The 15,556-nt window shown below is 48.5% G+C and carries 13 protein-coding genes; 6 read left to right on the top strand and 7 right to left on the bottom strand.

The genetic code is table 11. The features are described from left to right. Positions 1–40 precede the first annotated feature (40 nt). From DXC51_RS10130 to DXC51_RS10115, 4 genes are all read right to left on the bottom strand, one after another. Positions 41–1,981: a beta-galactosidase gene (locus tag DXC51_RS10130; protein ID WP_117544448.1), complete on the bottom strand. Its 1,941-nt coding sequence runs from the start codon at positions 1,979–1,981 to the stop codon at positions 41–43. Between the two features lie 242 nt (positions 1,982–2,223). Beyond that, positions 2,224–3,066, bottom strand: a complete 843-nt coding sequence (locus DXC51_RS10125; RefSeq protein ID WP_021635172.1) for a carbohydrate ABC transporter permease — start codon at positions 3,064–3,066, stop codon at positions 2,224–2,226. Positions 3,067–3,084: 18 nt separating this feature from the next. Next, the gene (locus DXC51_RS10120) at positions 3,085–3,990 is read right to left on the bottom strand and encodes a carbohydrate ABC transporter permease (RefSeq protein ID WP_021635171.1); all 906 of its coding nucleotides are present in this window, start codon (positions 3,988–3,990) and stop codon (positions 3,085–3,087) included. A gap of 79 nt (positions 3,991–4,069) precedes the next feature. Further along, a complete protein-coding gene (locus tag DXC51_RS10115; protein ID WP_117544447.1) occupies positions 4,070–5,386 on the bottom strand; it encodes an ABC transporter substrate-binding protein in 1,317 nt (438 codons plus the stop codon). A gap of 170 nt (positions 5,387–5,556) precedes the next feature. Between DXC51_RS10115 and DXC51_RS10110 the strand changes: the two genes are divergently transcribed. From DXC51_RS10110 to DXC51_RS10100, 3 genes are all read left to right on the top strand, one after another. Then, positions 5,557–7,104 carry an ATP-binding protein gene (locus tag DXC51_RS10110; RefSeq protein ID WP_181970076.1) on the top strand — a complete coding sequence of 516 codons (1,548 nt, stop codon included), beginning with the start codon at positions 5,557–5,559 and terminating at the stop codon, positions 7,102–7,104. Beyond that, positions 7,094–7,786 carry a response regulator transcription factor gene (locus DXC51_RS10105; protein WP_117544445.1) on the top strand — a complete coding sequence of 231 codons (693 nt, stop codon included), beginning with the start codon at positions 7,094–7,096 and terminating at the stop codon, positions 7,784–7,786. The genes DXC51_RS10110 and DXC51_RS10105 overlap by 11 nt, the downstream gene beginning before the upstream one ends. Positions 7,787–8,046: 260 nt before the next feature. Further along, positions 8,047–9,432, top strand: a complete 1,386-nt coding sequence (locus DXC51_RS10100) for an MATE family efflux transporter (protein WP_117544444.1) — start codon at positions 8,047–8,049, stop codon at positions 9,430–9,432. A 116-nt stretch (positions 9,433–9,548) separates the two neighbouring features. Here the strand turns inward: DXC51_RS10100 and DXC51_RS10095 are convergent, their stop codons facing one another. After that, positions 9,549–10,004 carry a SpoVA/SpoVAEb family sporulation membrane protein gene (locus DXC51_RS10095; RefSeq protein WP_025490691.1) on the bottom strand — a complete coding sequence of 152 codons (456 nt, stop codon included), beginning with the start codon at positions 10,002–10,004 and terminating at the stop codon, positions 9,549–9,551. Positions 10,005–10,374: 370 nt separating this feature from the next. Between DXC51_RS10095 and DXC51_RS10090 the strand changes: the two genes are divergently transcribed. The 3 genes from DXC51_RS10090 to DXC51_RS10080 all read left to right on the top strand — a co-directional run bounded on the left by DXC51_RS10090 (position 10,375) and on the right by DXC51_RS10080 (position 13,875). Further along, positions 10,375–11,919, top strand: a complete 1,545-nt coding sequence (locus DXC51_RS10090) for an amidase family protein (RefSeq protein WP_117544443.1) — start codon at positions 10,375–10,377, stop codon at positions 11,917–11,919. A gap of 371 nt (positions 11,920–12,290) precedes the next feature. Continuing rightward, on the top strand, positions 12,291–13,559 hold the full coding sequence (locus DXC51_RS10085) for a Y-family DNA polymerase (RefSeq protein ID WP_025490689.1): 1,269 nt from the start codon (positions 12,291–12,293) through the stop codon (positions 13,557–13,559). Next, the gene (locus DXC51_RS10080; RefSeq protein ID WP_320620505.1) at positions 13,543–13,875 is read left to right on the top strand and encodes a YolD-like family protein; all 333 of its coding nucleotides are present in this window, start codon (positions 13,543–13,545) and stop codon (positions 13,873–13,875) included. The genes DXC51_RS10085 and DXC51_RS10080 overlap by 17 nt, the downstream gene beginning before the upstream one ends. A 198-nt stretch (positions 13,876–14,073) precedes the next feature. Here DXC51_RS10080 and DXC51_RS10075 read toward each other — a convergent pair whose 3' ends face one another. After that, entirely contained in the window at positions 14,074–14,919 is an 846-nt protein-coding gene (locus tag DXC51_RS10075) for an MFS transporter (protein WP_117544442.1), read from the bottom strand. A gap of 17 nt (positions 14,920–14,936) precedes the next feature. Continuing rightward, the gene (locus DXC51_RS10070) at positions 14,937–15,497 is read right to left on the bottom strand and encodes an HAD family hydrolase (protein ID WP_117544441.1); all 561 of its coding nucleotides are present in this window, start codon (positions 15,495–15,497) and stop codon (positions 14,937–14,939) included. Between the last annotated feature and the right edge of the window lie 59 nt (positions 15,498–15,556).

Genomic DNA, 15,556 nt, shown 5'->3' with positions numbered 1-15,556 from the left:
ATCGGATGGATGCCTCATTTCCTGCCTTGCCTGCCATTTTTCACACCGCTCCTCCTTCCAGCACCTTCATCTCAAACGGCTCCATCCTCATCGGTATTCCCCTGAAATCAAATTCCTTTGCTGCTTCATCATTATTAAACAGAAAGGTGAAGCGCTTCCCCTTGCCTTCGCGAACCGTCACTTCTACACGTTCCGGCAGATTCTCCACGTAGGGAATATCCGTCTGACGCAGCATCTCTTCCGCCAGCCTGCGGCAAAGCCCGGGCAGCCCTACCGTTCCGATATAATAAACGCATCCCTTCCCATAGGAATTTTTCGTTACCGCCGCCTTCCCTGCATAGAAGTTCTCCCCATAGACCGCCAGGGTTTCTGCGCTTTCCGTTCTGATTATATCACACCAGCGCATACCCTGGTAATACTGACCATCAATTATTACCGGAATTTTACGATTGCCGACAGCATCATATTCTTCCACCCAGCAGCCTGTCATATCTGAATAACCGGCCGGCAGCGGCTGCATAATACAATTATTATGTTCATCCTTCACTCCGCTGCGGGCCGTCAGCAGTACAATGCCGCCGTTTTGCGCAAATGTGTGCAGCTGGTCTGACGCCTTTTGGGAGCGCACATACATCGCTGGCGCAACAACAATGCGGTATTTCCCCAAATCTGCCTCCTGGTCAATAATATCCACATTCACTCCGTAATGGGTAAATGCACTATGAAAAGCCTGCATCTGTTCCAGATAGTAAGCGCCCTCCGCCTGCAGCTGCAGGCTAAAAGCATATTCACTTTCAAATCCGCACAGCAGCGCCACCCCGGACCGGATTTCGGTTCCTTCCATATGCTTCAGCTTTTTCACCGTCCGGCACAATTCTTCAAATTCCGCATACCGCCTGCCAGGCACATTGCTGTGATCGATCAGGCCATGCCAGAACATCTCGGCGCCGCCTACTGCGCTGCGGAAACGGAAATTAATGACCGCATCCGCCCCATGGGCAAATGCCTGCATCCCATAGCCTTTGATCATTCCCGGCTTCACCGTAGGCGCCATAGGCATCCAGCACCCCGGCGTTCCGCTCAGCTGCTCCATAATCCAAAAGTTTTTTTGCTTCACGCCCCGGATGAAATCCAGATGAAAGGCGTGAGAATAATATCCCTCTTCCGGCAGCACCGTCGCAGGATAATTGTCATAAGAGCAAAAATCCAGCTTGTCAAACAGCTTATAAAAATCCGGCATATGATCACAGAACCAGGTATTGGTGGTAATCGGAGTCTGCGGAAAATACTCCCGCAGCAGCCGCTGCTGAAAATTCACATAATCTATCGTACTGTCCGACATAAACCGCTGATAATCCAGCATATAGGCCGGGTTATACTGTGTCACAGGGCGATCTCCCAGGGGCGGGTGAACCTGGGACCATGCAGAATAGCTTCCGCTCCATACTTCATTATGATATGCCTTGTTAACAGCCTCCAGGGAACCATATTTCTCTTTCAGCCACTCCCGGAATTTTTCCGCACAGCTGTCACAGCAGCAAAATCCGGCTTCCACTTCATTATCTATCTGCCAGGCTGCCAGATTGGCCATATTCTGATAGTGCTCTCCCATTTTTCGGACAAACTTCTCAACGAATATGCGGTACACCGGCGCATTATAGCACCGGTGCCCCCGTATTGCCGCCTCCTGTCTCTTTCCATCCCTGCCTACCTGCAGGACTTCCGGATATTTTTCATACAGCCAAAGCGGCGGGCAATTGGTGGGCGTACACAAAATAACCTCAATATTCCTGTCTTCAAATAATTTTACCGCCTCATCCAGCCAGGCAAAATCATAGACGCCTTCCTCCGGTTCCATTTTACTCCAGGCAAACTCCGCCATACGCACCAGACTGACACCGCTTTTTTTCATTAAGTCCGCATCCTGCTCCCACAGGGATTTATCCCAATGTTCCGGATAATAATCCACGCCTGTTTTCATTTGAAGTCCTCCATCTCAATATTCTTTTAATTATATCTGTTGCTGTAAACATATAAAACAGGAACGCCCGGCGGCTGTTCCTGAAAATATTTTGAATAACTGCAAAATATGCTTCCTTCCAGGTGACAAGCTATATTATATCACTTGTCTGCCCGGAAGGGAGCATATCATTTAGTACGCCTGTGTACCTCCTTATGTAATATAACCATATCCATAGCGCCTCGATTTCAGGCAATTACCCGTTACCCTTTCAGGCCGGAGAACGCAATACCTTCAATCAGATATTTCTGCGCAACACAGTAAATCAGCACCATGGGAAGCAGTGAACAAACGGTTCCCGCCATAATCAAACCATATTCCGCGCCATATTCCGTCCGGAAAGCGGCCAGGCCAATCTGTATTGTTTTCAGCTTATCCGTATTCAGGTAAATCATCGGGCCCATATAGTCATTCCACATGAAATTAAAGGTAAAAACAACAAGGGTAGCCAGTCCCGGCTTACACATGGGCATTATGATCTGAGAGTATATTTTCAGCTCCCCGCAGCCGTCGATCCTTGCCGCCTCGGACAGCTCCATCGGAATACCAAGCATGAACTGCCTGAGCAGGAACACTCCGAAGGCGCTAAAAAGATTCATGAGGATAATGGACCAGTGGCTGTCATAAAAGCCCATATTTTTGATGATAATGAACTGCGGGATCATGATGGCATGCCAGGGAACCATCATCGTTGCAAGATAGCACAGGAAAATCTTGTCTCTCCCCGGATAATCCATCTTTGCAAAGGAATAAGCAGCCAGGGAGCAGGTTACGACCTGTCCGACCGTAACGATTATGGACAGCTTAATCGTATTCAGATAATAGGTGAGAAAATTTACCCTTGTCCACACCTCCTGGTAGTTGGACCAGCGGAAAACCTCCGGAATCCATTTGATAGGATATTCAAAAATTTCCCTGTCATATTTAAAAGAGGATGACAATGTCCAGAAAAACGGGACCAGCATGGTCAGTCCGATTATCATTAATATGACAAACAGCAGGGAATGCTGTATACGTACTTTTCTTTTATATGATTTTGTCAGCATGCTGAAAGCTCCTTCCTTTTACTGCATATAGGTAACCCATTTTTTCTGTCCCCTGAACTGGATCAGTGTAATGATCAAAATAATAATAAACAGGAAATAGGCCATAGCAGATGCATAACCGAAATTAAGGTATTTAAAGCCTTCCTGGTAAATCCGGTAAACCAGCACATTGGTCGCCCGGCCCGGTCCGCCCTCCGTCATAATGGAAATCAGATCGAATACCTGGAAGGAGCTGATCAGCGCCAGTATCGTAACCATAAACATGGTAGGTGAAAGCATGGGCAGCGTGATGTGGAAAAATCTTTTCAGCCCGTTTGCCCCGTCAATTTCAGCGGCCTCATACAGCTGCTTCGGTATGGACTGGAGCCCGGCAAGAATGATAACCATATAGTAGCCGGCCTGTTTCCAAATGGCAACGATCATGACTGACACCAGCGCCGTACTGGAGGAAACCAGCCACTGAGGCGGATTGCTGATCCCGATATGGCTGAGGAAAAGATTCAGCGGCCCTCTGGTCGGATGAAAAATCATGGCCCATACAATACCGACTGCAACCATGGAGCTGATATTCGGGAAGAAAAACATGGTCCGGAACAATCCTGTCCCCTTGATCCCCACATTCAGCGCCACCGCAAGGAGCAGGGCAATAACGATGGTACACGGCACCGTAACGCCGGTATAAACCAGGTTGTTTATAAAAGAAACCTGAAAATATTCATCGCTGAACATTTTTATATAATTGCTTAATCCGACAAAATCAAAGGTCTTAAAGCCATCATAATTGGTAAAGGAAATTACCAGTCCCATAATAATGGGAATTCCCATAAAAATTAGAAAACCGATAAAATTCGGCAGGATAAAAAGGTAGCCCTTCAGCCATTCTTTTTTAAATTTTTTCTTTGGCACAGCTGCATTCTTAGCCATTTTCTCACCCTTTCCTGAAAAAGGGGGAGCAATTCCCGCCTCAACGGTTACCCGCTCCCCTTTTGTCACAGTTTATCTCTTACTTGCCCATCAGATCCGCTCTCTGCTGCAGGAACTTATCCATAGTTTCCTCAATGCTTTTTTCTCCCAGCAGGTAAAGCTCGGCATTTTCCTTGTAGATATTAAGAATCTGGTCAAAGTTGCTGGATGCCGGAGATTCCTGGACTTTTTTCGCATTGAAAATTACGGATACGGAATCCTTTCCCACGGCTTCCTTATAAGCTGCTTCCGCGCCCTCATCCGTATAAGCATGTACCATTCCGGTGCTCGCATAAATGGCAGCGCCTTCCGGTCCGCACAGGTATTTCAGGAAATCAAAGCTTTCCTCCGGATGTTTGGTAGTAGAGGTGATTCCCGCAAACTGGAACTGTCCCCAGGTGGTGCCTGGTTCCACGCCGTCCGGAATAGGCATCGGGGCGATTTCCCAGCTGACATCTGTTTTCCCTGCATTAATATCGTTGAGAAGCATATTGATCATCCATTCACCCTGAGGCATCAGCGCTACTCTCTTGTTTTCAAAATCTGCAAGATACTGGGTATCCGTAGCCTTCATTTCTCCAAGGCTCATATGGGATTTGTCCACATTGTACAGCTGGTTTAAAAGCTCCAGGGAATCCTGGACTGCGGTAACATCATCCGCATTCACATACACGCCCTGCTGTGTGGCCATGAACTGTGTATGCCAGTCAACCCAGTAACCGCCCCACTGTTTGTCAGGGCCTTCCCCTGCGGTGAGCTTTTTGGCCATCTCCGCATATTCCGTCCAGGTAAGCTGCTCCGGCATCTCAACGCCCGCTTCTGCAAGCAGGTCGGGATTATAAAACAGCATCCAGCAGGTGGTCCTTGTGGGCAGGGCAAAAATCTGTCCGTCGGGATAACTGGAATCCCACATAGCGCCGTATTTGCTGATATCCAGTTCACTGTTTTTCACCAGCTCCGTCAAATCCATCAAAGAACCGGTATCCCTGTACTGCGTCACCTGCGCAAGCCCTCTGATATCAACGATGTCCGCTTCATCTCCGGCCGCCATCATAACCTTTAATTTGTCATCATAGCTGTCATTTGCAATACTGATCATTTCCACATGGACGCTGTCGCTCTGTGCATTGTATTGCTCAACTACCTTGGAAATATAGTTTTCTTCATCACTCCAGATATAGAATTTAAGGTTTGTCTTTTCACCGCCCTTTGTATCTGCCGCCGCAGTATCCTGCGCCGCCGTACCTGTGCCGCTGTCAACCGTACCTGCACTTTCTGTTTTTCCGCCGCAGCCCGCAAGCAGACTGCATGTCATTACTGCCGTTACTGCCATTGCCAATACACGTTTGAACTTCATTTCAATTCCTCCCTGATACTATTTATTTGTCGTAGAACTTATTGACACGACTTAGTATATATGTAAACATACCCAGTGCAAAGGTTGAAATTTTATAAACCTTTGTGTATATTATACTAATAGAGTGATCGTACATTTCGCATTTTGTACATATGCGGGGAGGATTTATAATGTTTTATGCGCTTTTTATTCTTCTTTTCATCATATTTTTTATGCTTTACCAACATCACAGGGAACAGCATACCATTTCCTTTACCCTTGTTCTTGTTTCATACTTTTTTGCCATTATTGGGATGATGATCTATTTCTCCCGTGACGCCTATTACTACAATGTGATAAAGAACTATTTCTATCTGCCGGATCCTTTATGGCGTAAATTATTTTTCCTGCCCATCTCCCGTTTTAACGTCATACGTATCATGAATGTTGCAAGCCTGAGCATTGTCCTGGCCAGCGTATATTTTGCCCTGAGCTTCCACACGCCCTTTACTCCCAGGACAATAAAGCTCACAAAAATCGGAATCTGGATTTATCTTATGCTGCAGCTGCTTATTTACGATCCTTCAGTTAACATCCGTCTCTATTATCTGCTATACCCTTCAGTTATGGGATCGCAGCAGTTCTATGATGCGGAAAAAGTTATTTATCTCATCACACGCAGCGGAAATAACCTGCTTATGCTCTTCAGCGTGATTATCCTGTTTGTATCGTTCTATCATTCACCGCGGATACAGCTGATCCGCTATAACTTTTTACTGATGGCGGTCTGCTTTTTTACGCTCAGCATCTTTTATTTTACTTTTATCTCAAGAACGCCTTCGTTCCTGCTGCGCATTTCCAAGCTTGCGGATTCCTATTATTTCTGGTATATAAATCTGGGCAGCAATGTAATATTCTACAATGTATTTCCTTTTGTGCTCATTATTTTCCTGCTGCTGATATGCTACAGCCTTTATAGGCTCTCCCACATCAGCCATCAGATTGATGTGGAATCCTTTGAAATATCCAAACAGATTGACGCCACGGAAACCACCTCCAAGGTATTCTGCCATTACATAAAAAACGAACTTCTTGCCATACAGTCGGAGCTGGAGCTGCTTCCCGCCATGGAGTGTCCCGAACAATCCGTCCAGGAAACCATACACCGCTGCGAAAAGCTTTACAGCCGGATTGATGAAATCCATAAAAGTACGAAAACCGACGAGCTGCATCTGATAGATATTGATTTGAAAGAACTGCTGGAACGCGTCCTGGAGGCCTTTAAAGAGGAGGCCTGCCATATAAAAATCTGCTGCAACTTTCCTGATTACCCTGTCATCGCCCTGGCAGATCCCGTATACCTGGAGCAGGCAATCCACAATATCGTAGGGAACGCCATCGACGCCATGATGGAAAAAAGCAGCCGGGACGGCGAGGCTGACAGCCGGCTTCTCACCCTCAACCTGCGCTATACCGACGACTGGATACACCTGGAAATACAGGATACGGGCACAGGCATTTCACAGAATAATATTAAAAAAATATTTACTCCCTTCTTTTCCTCCAAGTCCACCTCCAGGCACTGGGGAATCGGCCTGTCGCTCACCTACCGGATCATCCAGGCGCATGAAGGGAAAATTGAGGTGCACAGCGTCCTGGGCAAGGGTACCTCCTTTCAGATACTGCTTCCCAAAATAACACAGATATTTAATGAAAAAAGGAGTTTTCATGGAAAATAAGATAAGGGTGCTCATCGCAGAAGATCTGGAGCCTATCCGGAAAAAATATGTATATTATCTGTCCCAGTGCGCTGATATCGAACTGGTAGGCAGCGTAGAAAGCGGAAAAGAAGCGGTTGAAACCGCCCTGTCGGCCGTTCCCGATGTCATTCTGATGGATATAGAAATGGAAACAAAGGATGCCGGGATCCGTGCTTCCAGGGAAATACTCGCCCATTATCCCGACATTAAAATCATCATCCTCACCGTGTATGAGGATGATGAACTGATTTTTTCGGCCTTCCAGCTGGGGGTATGCGACTATATGCTGAAGAACTCCACCAATGAGGAGATTATATCCGGCATAAAGGCGGCATACGAAGGCCGCTCTCCCATCCGTCCCGAAATCGCTGGTAAAATCCGAAGTGAATTTAAACGGGTAAAGACCTATGAAACCAGCTTCCTTTACATGCTGAACCTTCTCTCCTCCCTCACCGTGACCGAACTAGATACCCTTTATCTGCTTTCCTCCGGCCATACAAGGGCTGATATCTGCGCTATCCGGCATGTGGAGATGTCCACCGTCAAGTCACAGATACACAGCATCCTTCACAAATTCAAAAAGAAGTCCATCGCGGAAATCATAACCTCCACAGAGGATCTTCATCTGCTTGAACTTGTCATCAAAAACAGGCCTGACTAATAATGTGTGTAACAGTTCACCCTTTGGCCGAACTGTTACTGTATCCGCCCATTAAAAGTCGCCTTTGGCGAGGGGCGGATGCCTGCTGCCGCCACATTTTCTCACGGTTTGCGCAGTGAATGCGCAAACCTGCCTGCACTGTTACAAATGTGCTGCCGTTCAGCCCGAATCCACTATACATCCTTCCCGCTTTTATTGTATAATAGTAAAAGCGTTCCTCCAACCGGGGCGCGTTCTAATGACAGAGGGGGATTACTCAAATGAAAAAGAAGTTCTTTGCCGATGAAACCGGTTTCTACCGCCAGATTTTCAAGCTGGTTCTGCCTATTGTTATCCAGAATCTGCTGAGCGCCGCCGTCAGCTCGGCGGATATCGTCATGCTCAATTATGTGGGGCAGTCATCCATTTCCTCCGTTTCCCTGGCCTCCCAATATGCCAACATCCTTTTCATGGTGTATTACGGGCTTGGCACGGGAGCCACCATGCTGTGCGCCCAGTATTTCGGCAAGGGCGACATGCATGCCATTGAGGTGGTGGAAGGGATTGCGCTGCGTTTCTCCATCGTGATTTCACTGGCGTTCGCGTCCGTGGCCCTGCTGATTCCCGAACTGATGATGAAGGTTTTTACCAACGATCAGGAGCTGATTGTGCTGGGAGCCTCCTATCTGCGTTTTATGAGCATCACCTACCTGTGCTGGGGCATTACGGAGGTCTATTTGTCCGTGCTTCGCAGCATCGGCCGGGTTACTGTGAGCATGGCGCTCAATATTCTTGCCTTTTCCCTTAACATCCTGCTGAATGCCGTATTTATTTTCGGTCTTTTCGGCGCCCCCAAACTCGGCGTTATGGGTGTTGCCATTGCTACTGCAACCTCCCGTATTGTGGAGCTTGCCTGCTGTTTCCTTGTTTCGTTTTTCAGCAAGGATATTAAGCTCAATTTCAGGTTTATGTTCATCCGGAACAAACTTTTGTTCCAGGACTTTGTAAAGCTTTCCCTGCCGGCACTGGGAAATGATGTGAGCTGGGGCGTCGCTTTTTCCACCTATTCCATCATCATCGGCCACCTTGGCTCCGATGCGGTGGCGGCCAATTCCTTTGTAATCGTAGTGCGTAACTTCGGCACCATCCTCTGCTTCGGAATCGCCAGCGCAGGCGGCATTCTGCTGGGAAAGGTAATCGGTGAAAACCGTTTGGAGGCCGCAAAGGAGGATGCGAAAAAACTGATGAAGCTCACCATTCTCAGCGGCGCGCTGGGAGGCCTTCTGATTCTGGCTGTAACGCCCTTCGTGCTCAGATACGCCACGCTTTCGGAAACAGCCATGCATTATCTGAAATACATGCTTCTCATCAACACCTACTATGTCATGGGCGCCGCCGTCAACACCACTCTCATCGCCGGCGTTTTCCGGGCGGGCGGCGACAGCCGGTTCGGTTTTGTCTGCGATACCATTGATATGTGGTGCTACGCCGTCCCGCTGGGCTTTATTGCAGCCTTTGTGTTCAAGCTTCCCGTCATGTGGGTTTACTTCCTGCTGTGTACGGATGAATTCGTCAAATGGCCATGGGTCCTGAAGCATTACCGCAGTGAAAAATGGCTCAACAACATCACCAGGGACAACCTGTTTGAGGAAAAGGCCCTGCAATAGCCGGGAGCCGGTGCCATCAGGCTCCATCAGCAACAGCCCTCACGTTCCGCCTTATATCGTCAAAAAAAGGGACAGCAAACCGGCATACGCCTGATTTGCTGTCCCTTCCTTATTGATTACATCACGCCCATCAGCTTCAAAATCCAATATATCACTCCCAACACCCAGCTGGTAAAAATCCCGTACAGGATAACCGGGCCGGCTATCGTAAATATCTTGCAGCCCACGCCGAATACCTGGCCCTCGCTTTTAAATTCGATGGCCGGGGCCGCCACGGAGTTGGCGAAGCCGGTAATGGGAACGAGAGCGCCCGCACCTCCCCATTTTACAATAGAGGGATATATGTTAAATCCGGTAAGCACCACGCTCATCAGAATCAACAGTAAGGCCGACCAGCCGCCGGAGGCCTCTTTGTCCAGCCCCATTCCGGCGCAGGTATTCAGAATCGCCTGCCCTATCACGCAGATAATTCCCCCAACCACAAAGGCCTTCAGCATCTGCAGCCATATATTATGTGTAGGAGTCACCTGCTTGACGTACTCCTGATATTCTTTTTTTTGCTTTTCATCCATAGCCGACATTCCTTTCTGTTATACAGGAAACTGTAGTTCCTTAGAATCTTTGTCAGTATATGGAGATGCTGTAAAAATTATTCGGAGGCGTTTGTTTTTCAAAATATCCAATTTGAATAAAAACAGGCCAGAGGCGCATCCTCCTCTTCCCGTAAAGACTGCACCGCAATTTTCTGCATACGATCTCCCTCCGTTATCTCCATCCGGACGCACTGGTTGTATCCGGTGCCCTTGTCCGTACCAGCCATGTCTGCTCACAATTATACGGATGTGCCTCTGCCGGTATAATCTTCCATAAATCCGGTGATTCTAAAGATATGGAATGAACCCGAATATGCCGCTTGGGCGGCAGAACCGCAGGAGGTTAAACATGAGCAGAAAACGAAAAATAATCGGCGGCATCCTTTTGCTGCTGTTTCTCTGTATAACAGGCGTTTTCATTTACCTGAAAGCAGTCATTCCTCCGGGCGAAGAATGGCTCGCATACAACAGCGGTAAAATCACCGCGGACATCGACCGCCAGCTGGAGGATTTGGATATTGATACCCTGATATCCGAAAAGGAAAGCCTGGTTCTTGAAAAAAACATTGATGAGCTTCAGCAGGCAGTGGGCCAGGGGAAGCTGACCTATGAAGAGCTGGCCGCCATCTGTCTCTACCGCATTAAAACGCTTGACCAGAGCCGGCATGGCTATAATTCCGTAACGGAGGTCGCTGTGGATGTTCTGGAGCAGGCCAGGGCCTGTGATACCTCGCGAAGCGCTCTCCTCCAATCAGGCATACAGTTCCCGCCTTCTCCTCTGTTCGGTATTCCCGTATTGCTTAAAGACAATATCAATACCGCGGATATTCCCACAAGCGCCGGGGCCGAAGCCTTTTCCACTTTCCTTCCCAGGGAGGACGCCGCCCTTGTCCGCATGCTGCGGGAACAGGGCGCTGTCATCTTAGGGAAAAACAATCTTTCAGAATTTGCCAATTACCTTTCCTCCGTCATGCCCTCGGGCTACAGCGGGAAGGCCGGCCAGACCGTCAATCCCTTCGGCCCCCTGAAAATCTCTCCCTCCGGCTCCAGCAGCGGCAGCGCCGTATCTGTTACCGCCAACCTTGCCCCTGTCTCCTTCGGGACGGAAACGGCAGGATCCATTTCCGGGCCTGCCGCCGCCAACTCCGTCGTAGGCTTCAAGCCCTCCCGTGGCAGCATATCCGCCGAAGGAATCATGCCGTTGATTCAGGCGGTTGACACCCCCGGCCCCATCGCCAAATGTGTCAGCGATGCTTCCCTCGCCTACGGCGCCCTTTCCGGTTCCTATGCCGATCTCTCCGGACAGGAAGACGCCCTGAACGGCGCGGTGATCGGCCTGCTTATCTATGATTACAATCAGGAAGACATGATAACCCAACTGAAAACGGCGCTGGAGCATGCCGGCGCACAGGTAAAGGAGCTCCCCGGCATTCAGGATGTATCCGTGCAGAATATCATTTATCTGACCTTCCGCCGGGATTTTGAGGCGTATGCGTTAAAATACGGTCTTCCCATCACCACCCTGAAAGAGCTTATTGCTTATAATCAGGAAGATTCCAGGCGGCGCATCCGTTATGGACAAGATCTTCTGGAAGCAGCGGACGTGGTGGAACAGTGCGATGACGGCCCCATAAAGGGTTCCATACAGGAAGCGCAGGGAATTCTGGATACACTTTTTTCAGAGCACGGCCTGGATGCCGTCGTTTTTCTGAACAGCACGGCCTCCGCCACTGTTTCCGCCGCCGGTTATCCTCAGTTGACGGTGCCCCTTGGCATGGATAAAAAAGGAGTCCCACAGGGCGCGACCTTTGCTGCGGAATATGGCCGGGAGCGAAAGCTTCTGGAGCTTGGCTATTCCTTTGAACAAAATGTGCAGGGGCGGTTCCAGCCCTGAACGAAGGCTTTTTTTCCAGAATTTTCCTGAGGCATTAGAGCCTTGCAGTTCGCCGCAGCCACAAAATCCATTTGATACTCGTAACAGTTCAGATAGCAGATCTGTTACTCCTGTTGCAATTATTCAGCTGTCCAGCCCTTTCACAGTTACTTTATTTTCCCTATATTTATCAAAAAATTTTTTGGTTGTTTACTCCGAACATCAGTTCTGTTATAATTAAGTTATACGGCTGCCCTGCAATGCTTTCTGCCGCCCTTCTTCTTTCTTCCCGGCATGCCAGCAGGGCGCAGCCTGCTCACTCTTACAGGCGGCGTACTCTGTTAAGCCGGGCCTGTGCAGGATAATATCCATATGGACTGGAGGTCCTGGGAATGTCTGACAGAATGTATTTATGTATTGATTTGAAATCTTTTTATGCTTCCGTAGAGTGTGTGGAACGCGGCCTCGATCCTCTTACCACCAATCTGGTTGTTGCGGATCCTGAACGTCACAGCGGCACTATATGTCTGGCCGTATCCCCCTCCATGAAAAGCATGGGCGTCAGGAACCGCTGCCGTGTATTCCAGATTCCCGACAATATGAAATATATCATGGCGCCGCCGCGCATGAAGTTATATATCGAACACTCCGCCAATATTTATTCCATTTATTTAAAATATGCGGCCAAAGAGGATATTCACGTATATTCCATTGATGAAGCCTTTCTGGATATCACGGATTATCTGCCTATGTACCGCCTTACAGCCAGGGAACTGGCCCTTCGCATCCTTCAGGACATCCGTGACACCACCGGCCTTCCTGCAGCCTGCGGCATCGGTACGAACCTGTATCTTGCCAAAATAGCACTGGATATCACAGCAAAGCATAATTCTGATTTTATAGGCTATCTGGACGAAGAGACTTACCGTAGGACTTTATGGGATCACCGGCCGCTTACCGATTTCTGGCGGATCGGCCCCGGCATTGCCAGCCGGCTGTCGTCCATGGGAATCACCTCAATGGGCGAGGTTGCCCATATGGACGAAAAGCTTCTTTATAAAGCCTTCGGCGTTGACGCAGAATATCTCATCGACCATTCCTGGGGAAGGGAACCCACCACCATCGCGGAAATCAAAGCCTATAAATCAAAAAACAATTCCCTCTCCAGCGGCCAGGTGCTGTTTCGGGAATATAATTATGAAGAAGGGCTGCTCATCGTCAAGGAAATGGTGGATCTGCTCTGTCTTGACCTGGTGGATAAGGGCCTTGTCACGGATTCCATTTTTCTTTACGTGGGTTATTCCCGGGATACCGCAAAATCCTCCCACGGGACCTCCCCGCTCACCGTAACGACCAACTCCGTACGTGTCATTACCAAAGCTTTTTCCCTGCTGTATGAGAAAATAGTTAACAAAACCGCCCCTATCCGCCGCGTAAATATCGGCTTTAACAATGTGGTGGATGAAGCATACGAGCAGTACGATCTCTTTACCGACCCGGCCGAACTGGAAAAAGATCGGAAAATACAGATGGCCGTCCTGGACATCAAGAAAAAATTCGGCAAAAATGCCATCATGAAAGGAATGAACCTGGAGGATGCCGCAACTACCAGAGAACGGAATCTTCAGATAGGAGGTCATAAAAGTGGCGAATCAGACTAAGGCCGACCGTGCTAAAATTTTCATGCCCTTCGATGCAGTAAAAGGCTTCCGTGAAGCTCTTGCTGAAAAAGAGCGGATCATTGTTCCCAAAACAGAACTGTCAGAGGAGCGCAAGGAAGAGCTGGACCGCAGGCTGAGGATGATACACACCGGAGACATCATCACCGTCGTTTACTTTCATGACGGTGAATACGTAAAGCTCACCGGCATGGTCTCAAAATTCAATCCCGCCGGCAGAACGCTATCCATTGTTAATACCATGATACCCCTTGACGATATCCGCGAACTGGAGAATTCTGCAGGAGATAATTTCTAGGGCAAACGAATATAAACCAGCCGGGGCACAAACCTGCTTTAATAAATGGGCGGGAAATCTCATCACAGCTATGCCCTGCGCGCCCTCCCTGTCCCACTACAACAAACGCTGCAGGCCTTTTTGCAGCCTGCAGCGTCTGACTATTATACATATTTAAAATTCCCGTTTCGTTTTTACGGTTTCTTTCTCAATCTTTTCTTACTGTTTCCCATGCTCCGCATCCCAGTCTTCATTTGCTTTTTCCACCTTCAGAGAATACAGAAGTATTATCATAATTATAACCGTGATAAACGGGAACCACAGATACAGGAAGTTCAGCATATTAATACAGGACTGCGGCTGAATCTCCGCGTTTGCTATATAACCGCCGGCTGCGAGCAGCCATCCGGTTAATGCGGTACCGATGCCGCTTCCGATCTTAATTCCCAGTGAGGAACAGGAGTACATGGTTCCGTCAATCCTCTTGCCTTTTGTCCTGTAGGTATAATCGCTGGTTGCTACAATCAGCGCGTTCAGATCTCCGGTCAGGGGGCTGACACAGAGTCCGGCAAGAACGGAGAAGCACAGCATCATGGGGATATTGCCCATCATTCCCCCCACAATAAAACCGATTCTCATAAAGAAAGCGATACAATACCCGAACAGATTTACCTTATACATTCCCTTTGCTTTTTTCACCAGCCAGGGAGTAAATGCCAGGCCGATAATCATCGGGAACATCTGCGCCGCGGAAAAGGTTCCCAGCAAAGCGGGATTGCCCAGCACATAGGTCATATAATAAATACCGATGCCCGCAATGCCAGTCTGAATATAAGTCAGGACATAAACAGCTACAATAATCAGATAATATTTGTTCGCAAACAGAAGCTTGGCGGATTCCCAAAGGGACAGCTTATCTTCCCCTCCCTTTTCAGCGGAGGTCTGCACCTTTTCTTCTTCATCCGGCACTTCCTTTACAGACAGGACGGATATGGTATTTACCACCAGTCCGATAAGCCCGTACACAATTGCCACGTTACGCCAGCCTGCAGCGCCGCCGCCCATGGATGCCACTGCCAGGACTATCTTCCAGGCGCTTTATCCTCAAGTTTTCTGTTCAGTTCCTCCAGTAAAGCAGGAAGCTCCGAAGGATGATGTACCGTATAATCCGGCCTCCAGTCCTCTTCCTCTATAGTTCTGTAATAACGCGGCGACCAGTCCAGCCAGATGCTGGTAATCCCAAAACGGTTTGCCCCTGCAATATCCTTTTTCAGATTATTGCCAATCATGACAATCCGTTTTTTATCCTTTTCCTCCAGTCCCAGCTGTTCCATGGCTGTCTGAAACATAATTGCCTCCGGCTTCTGCTGTCCCACCGTTTCCGAAACTACCCAGGCATCGAAGCAGCTGCGCAGTCCGTTTTTTCTGTAAACATTCTGAAAGGACGCTTCTTCCCCGTCCGCTACAAGCGCAATAGTGTAACCTTCCTCATGCAGCTGCTGCAGTATTTCCCCTGCATTTTCAATAAACTCCGCCCGGCTTACAATCCCCGGTTCCTGTGCATCATAAACCTGGGAAGCCTCGTCGATAATGGTGTCTCCGCTGTCTGTAAAGATAATCAGCGTTTTATTTTTCTCCATCATACTTTCTCTCTCTATACTTTCTTATTTATTTTGCACAAAAAAGCCTTTGTTTTAGCCAT

It is taken from the genome of Eisenbergiella massiliensis (assembly GCF_003435485.1).
This window is presented reverse-complemented; position numbering and strand designations above follow the sequence as displayed.

What these genes read in the sequence shown, in the direction of transcription:
- DXC51_RS10130 (WP_117544448.1), bottom strand. Translation starts at nt 1,981, where the DNA reads ATGAAAACAGGCGTGGATTATTATCCGGAACATTGGGATAAATCCCTG.
- DXC51_RS10125 (WP_021635172.1), bottom strand. Translation starts at nt 3,066, where the DNA reads ATGCTGACAAAATCATATAAAAGAAAAGTACGTATACAGCATTCCCTG.
- DXC51_RS10120 (WP_021635171.1), bottom strand. Translation starts at nt 3,990, where the DNA reads ATGGCTAAGAATGCAGCTGTGCCAAAGAAAAAATTTAAAAAAGAATGG.
- DXC51_RS10115 (WP_117544447.1), bottom strand. Translation starts at nt 5,386, where the DNA reads ATGAAGTTCAAACGTGTATTGGCAATGGCAGTAACGGCAGTAATGACA.
- DXC51_RS10110 (WP_181970076.1), top strand. Translation starts at nt 5,557, where the DNA reads ATGTTTTATGCGCTTTTTATTCTTCTTTTCATCATATTTTTTATGCTT.
- DXC51_RS10105 (WP_117544445.1), top strand. Translation starts at nt 7,094, where the DNA reads ATGGAAAATAAGATAAGGGTGCTCATCGCAGAAGATCTGGAGCCTATC.
- DXC51_RS10100 (WP_117544444.1), top strand. Translation starts at nt 8,047, where the DNA reads ATGAAAAAGAAGTTCTTTGCCGATGAAACCGGTTTCTACCGCCAGATT.
- DXC51_RS10095 (WP_025490691.1), bottom strand. Translation starts at nt 10,004, where the DNA reads ATGGATGAAAAGCAAAAAAAAGAATATCAGGAGTACGTCAAGCAGGTG.
- DXC51_RS10090 (WP_117544443.1), top strand. Translation starts at nt 10,375, where the DNA reads ATGAGCAGAAAACGAAAAATAATCGGCGGCATCCTTTTGCTGCTGTTT.
- DXC51_RS10085 (WP_025490689.1), top strand. Translation starts at nt 12,291, where the DNA reads ATGTCTGACAGAATGTATTTATGTATTGATTTGAAATCTTTTTATGCT.
- DXC51_RS10075 (WP_117544442.1), bottom strand. Translation starts at nt 14,919, where the DNA reads ATGGGCGGCGGCGCTGCAGGCTGGCGTAACGTGGCAATTGTGTACGGG.
- DXC51_RS10070 (WP_117544441.1), bottom strand. Translation starts at nt 15,497, where the DNA reads ATGATGGAGAAAAATAAAACGCTGATTATCTTTACAGACAGCGGAGAC.